Origin of the sequence: Vibrio sp. S9_S30, assembly GCF_014694455.1 — a bacterium.
In the GTDB taxonomy this organism is placed as follows: Bacteria; Pseudomonadota; Gammaproteobacteria; order Enterobacterales; family Vibrionaceae; genus Vibrio.
The window spans coordinates 1-205 of record NZ_JAAUWT010000254.1 but is presented as its reverse complement, the minus strand read 5'-3'; the positions used below and the strand labels follow the sequence as shown (position 1 = coordinate 205).

At 62.0% G+C, this 205-nt stretch carries 1 protein-coding gene; it reads left to right on the top strand.

Annotation, left to right across the window (positions count from 1 at the left end; genetic code table 11):
- Window position 1: 1 nt before the first annotated feature.
- Window positions 2-205, top strand: a 204-nt coding sequence (locus HC752_RS24650; protein WP_342029508.1) for an Ig-like domain-containing protein, incomplete at its 3' end; no start/stop codon positions are given.

The window sequence follows — 205 nt, the reverse complement described above, 5'->3', positions numbered from 1 at the left end:
CGTGGCGTCAACGGATGAGGCGGGCAACACAGTCGACAGCACCGCGACCTCCACGCATACGGTGGATAAGACAGCGGATGCGGGCGTCGTCACGGTGGCGTCAATCACCGCCGATGACGTGATCAACAAAGCCGAAAGCGGCGAGACCATCGCGGTGAGCGGTACGGCGACAGGTGGCGATATCGCAGAAGGCGATAAAGTGACC